Below are 2,889 nucleotides of genomic sequence, written 5' to 3'. Positions count from 1 at the left end.
AACGTTGAATGGTTGCTTGACTTAATGGTAATTCTTCAGGAGCAATGTTATCAATTTCATCTACTCCCCAAAGTGGGTAACTTCCATAATCTGCCCAAAGTTTGATTCTGATTGCCATAACTATCATTCCTGAATAAGTTTGTTAATTAATTAATCGCGTTGGAGTTGGATTAGCACTCACTAAGTAACCATTATGACTAATTTCTAGAGAAACATACTGAATAATTCCATTGATTTCTACTTGATAAATTATGCGACTTTTTCCTTGTATGCCAATAATTTTTCCCTCACTAATAGCTGTTACAATTAAATCGGGAATTTGTTCTTCAGTAATACCTCTCTGGAGAAAATCTTCTCGATGATTTTCTAGAATATGCAGTAATCCAGAACCTCTCTCTCCTCCTTTTCCTGTTTCTAGAAAAACAATTTTCCCGCTAATATCTTGAGTAATTATGATAATATTTTCTGGGGTATGTTTGATTGCTGCTTTTTTAAGTTCAGCAATCAGGAGTCTTTTCTGATCGTTGTTCGGATTCGACCTCATTGCCGATTATAGCTCAAGATTGCGTAAGTTGATCTAGTTTACTCATCCCTCTATTATACAATAAAACCCCCTCAAGATTGATTGAAGGGGCATTTATGGTATTTTACTAAACAATTTAGCCTACTTTTGTGGTTTCTTTTTCAGTGGATTTAGAGGGTTTTAGTTTGCTTTTGAGGGTTGAAGCTGCGCCGAAGCCGAAAGGGATGATAATTAACACATACCGCTCAAACTGTTATCTGATGACTAATTTCTTTAGCTTCCTCTTGCTGCTAAATCGGTAGTGATGCTGGCATTATATCTGGATAATGTTATCATCTCGACAGGGGTAAATTTAACTGTGATCGTGTTAGCGCAAATACAGTGTTGATAAAAATTAATGTAGTAACCATAATATAGCTACATTTGGAGAGTAAAATTGAAGTGGACATGGGACGACAACAAAAATCGGACAAACAAGCGCGATCACGGCTTGAGCTTTGAAGCCGCTCAATATGTTTTTGCCGATCCTCTCGCTGTCAGCTGTCCCGATCCATACCCAGAGGAAGAACGCTGGCAGACTATCGGACTGATCGGTAAATTGACTGTGTTTGTGGTGCATACTTGGCCGGAGTCTGATTCGGTGACAGGAGAAGAAACGGGACGAATTATTAGCGCACGCAGGGCAACAGCCCATGAAAGGAGGGCTTATGAAGAAGGGAGATTGTAATCCAGTACCGCCAGAGATACAGGCTGAAATTGACGCTCTAGCCGCATCACAAGAGCCTATCCGCACAGATCTGATCCCAGAGGCTACGGGAGATTGGAGCAGGGCGCGGCGTGGTGTATTCTATCGTCCGCTCAAACAGCAGATAACTCTAAGCCTTGATGCTGACCTGATAGACTGGTTCAAAACCCAGGCCACACAAGAGGAGGGGTATCAGACCAGTATTAATCGCGTCCTGCGAGAATATGTGGAAACACAGGCAAAAAAATAAACCCCCTCAAGATTGATTGAAGGGGTATTTATGGTATTTTTAGAAACAATTTAGCCTACTTTTGTGGTTTCCTTTTCATGGCGATACAATGAAGTTACTGCCACTTAATGAAACCTCTATGAACCTCATCCTTCCCTCTAAACTTCTGCAAACAGTACAAATGACTGAAGCTCAAATGCTCACGGAAATCGCTGTCATGCTTTATCAGCAGCAACGCCTTAAATTTGAACAAGCAGCCGAACTAACGGGAATGGCACTCGATGATTTCTACCAATTGCTAGTATCGCGTAATATCCTCACTCCACCCACTGACCCTGACGACGAACCAAAAGAACTCATCCTCACCAGTCTTTGTATTTCTCTTCAGCAAGCTAAAGAAGGCAAAGTACATCCCATCTCTGAACTCTGGGATGGCATAGATGACTGAAGAAATTCCCTCTATTAAGCTCCTTTTCTCTGATGAATTCAAGGATCGACTTCGCACCCTCGCCAAACGCTATCGGAGCATTCGTACTGACCTACAACCTCTAATTGATGACCTTCAGATAGGCAAATTCATCGGCGATCAAATACCAGGAATAGGCTACACTGTCTTTAAAGTTCGCCTCAAAAACAGCGATATTCAAAAGGGCAAAAGTAGCGGCTATCGTGTTATCTATCAACTTAAAGACAATGGTTGTGTTTTGATGCTCCTCATCTATACCAAATCTGACCAAACAGACATCCCAGCGCAGCAAATTCAAGACATCATTAATAAGTTTGACAATTTTTAGAAGTATTAATAGATGCCAAAAATAAACCCTCTCAAGATTGAATGAAGGGACATCGATGGTATTTTTAGAGGCAATTTAGCCTACTTTTGTGGTTTCTTTTTCAGTGGATTTAGGGGGTTTTAGTTGGCAACTGATAATAAAGCTTCTTCTATTGGCTTTGGTAACTCAATAGCATGAAACCGATTCACAGAAAAAGCGTAATCTTCACCACTTTCATCAATAACCCGAATTAGACTGTTTATTTCTGTTGTCTCATCAGGGATAACGCGGTATATTTTGCCCACCTCTAGTGAAGCTTCGTAGCCTTCATTATTGAGACAAACTGCGAACTTATTTGTTGGAGATGACTCTATTTTCATGGTCAATCTAGAAACGGTAACTTGAGCTTAAATTCTTTTTTGCCGATGCCATGAGCTTCATACCAATGGACTTCAGCTAACCTTACTATACCATTGGGAAGCTGAACTTGGGCTATGCCCTTTAATTTTCTCCATTTACCTTTGCCATACTGTTTTTGCAACCGTTCCCGATTACGAATTCCTGTTCCTGTGGCAATAATCTCGATATTCGTGATATCGCTGATAATCTCAAAGTCCAC

8 protein-coding genes and 1 pseudogene are annotated in these 2,889 nt (G+C 40.5%); 4 read left to right on the top strand and 5 right to left on the bottom strand.

Annotated elements, in window-relative coordinates; genetic code table 11:
* The 3 genes and pseudogenes from O9295_RS27890 to O9295_RS16270 all read right to left on the bottom strand — a co-directional run.
* The coding region (locus tag O9295_RS27890) for an immunity protein CdiI family protein (RefSeq protein ID WP_502846503.1) at positions 1–118 on the bottom strand (118 nt) is incomplete at its 3' end.
* Positions 119–142: 24 nt separating this feature from the next.
* The gene (locus O9295_RS16275; RefSeq protein ID WP_288033853.1) at positions 143–544 is read right to left on the bottom strand and encodes a hypothetical protein; all 402 of its coding nucleotides are present in this window, start codon (positions 542–544) and stop codon (positions 143–145) included.
* 115 nt (positions 545–659) lie between these two features.
* Positions 660–734, bottom strand: a pseudogene (locus O9295_RS16270) (PEP-CTERM sorting domain-containing protein); the annotation flags it as partial.
* A 225-nt stretch (positions 735–959) separates the two neighbouring features.
* Between O9295_RS16270 and O9295_RS16265 the strand changes: the two are divergent.
* From O9295_RS16265 to O9295_RS16250, 4 genes are all read left to right on the top strand, one after another.
* Entirely contained in the window at positions 960–1,250 is a 291-nt protein-coding gene (locus O9295_RS16265; protein WP_287732219.1) for a BrnT family toxin, read from the top strand.
* Positions 1,231–1,518, top strand: a complete 288-nt coding sequence (locus O9295_RS16260; protein ID WP_288028137.1) for a BrnA antitoxin family protein — start codon at positions 1,231–1,233, stop codon at positions 1,516–1,518. Before O9295_RS16265 ends, O9295_RS16260 begins: the two co-directional genes overlap by 20 nt.
* 88 nt (positions 1,519–1,606) lie before the next feature.
* On the top strand, positions 1,607–1,945 hold the full coding sequence (locus O9295_RS16255; RefSeq protein ID WP_002763765.1) for a UPF0175 family protein: 339 nt from the start codon (positions 1,607–1,609) through the stop codon (positions 1,943–1,945).
* Positions 1,938–2,291 (top strand): hypothetical protein, encoded by a 354-nt coding sequence (locus O9295_RS16250; RefSeq protein WP_002763763.1) that lies wholly within the window; start codon positions 1,938–1,940, stop codon positions 2,289–2,291. The genes O9295_RS16255 and O9295_RS16250 overlap by 8 nt, the downstream gene beginning before the upstream one ends.
* Positions 2,292–2,410: 119 nt before the next feature.
* Here O9295_RS16250 and O9295_RS16245 read toward each other — a convergent pair whose 3' ends face one another.
* Complete coding sequence (locus tag O9295_RS16245) at positions 2,411–2,650, bottom strand: hypothetical protein (RefSeq protein ID WP_288033850.1); 240 nt, start codon at positions 2,648–2,650, stop codon at positions 2,411–2,413.
* Positions 2,651–2,652: 2 nt separating this feature from the next.
* The coding region (locus O9295_RS16240; RefSeq protein WP_288033849.1) for a hypothetical protein at positions 2,653–2,889 on the bottom strand (237 nt) is incomplete at its 5' end.

The sequence above is a fragment of the Microcystis sp. LE18-22.4A genome, assembly GCF_027531105.1.
GTDB classification, from domain to species: domain Bacteria; phylum Cyanobacteriota; class Cyanobacteriia; order Cyanobacteriales; family Microcystaceae; genus Microcystis; species Microcystis aeruginosa.
This window is presented reverse-complemented; position numbering and strand designations above follow the sequence as displayed.

Bases quoted from the DNA above. Each gene is read 5' to 3' on its own strand.
- O9295_RS16275 (WP_288033853.1), bottom strand. From the start codon at position 544: ATGAGGTCGAATCCGAACAACGATCAGAAAAGACTCCTGATTGCTGAA.
- O9295_RS16255 (WP_002763765.1), top strand. From the start codon at position 1,607: ATGAAGTTACTGCCACTTAATGAAACCTCTATGAACCTCATCCTTCCC.
- O9295_RS16260 (WP_288028137.1), top strand. From the start codon at position 1,231: ATGAAGAAGGGAGATTGTAATCCAGTACCGCCAGAGATACAGGCTGAA.
- O9295_RS16245 (WP_288033850.1), bottom strand. From the start codon at position 2,650: ATGAAAATAGAGTCATCTCCAACAAATAAGTTCGCAGTTTGTCTCAAT.
- O9295_RS16250 (WP_002763763.1), top strand. From the start codon at position 1,938: ATGACTGAAGAAATTCCCTCTATTAAGCTCCTTTTCTCTGATGAATTC.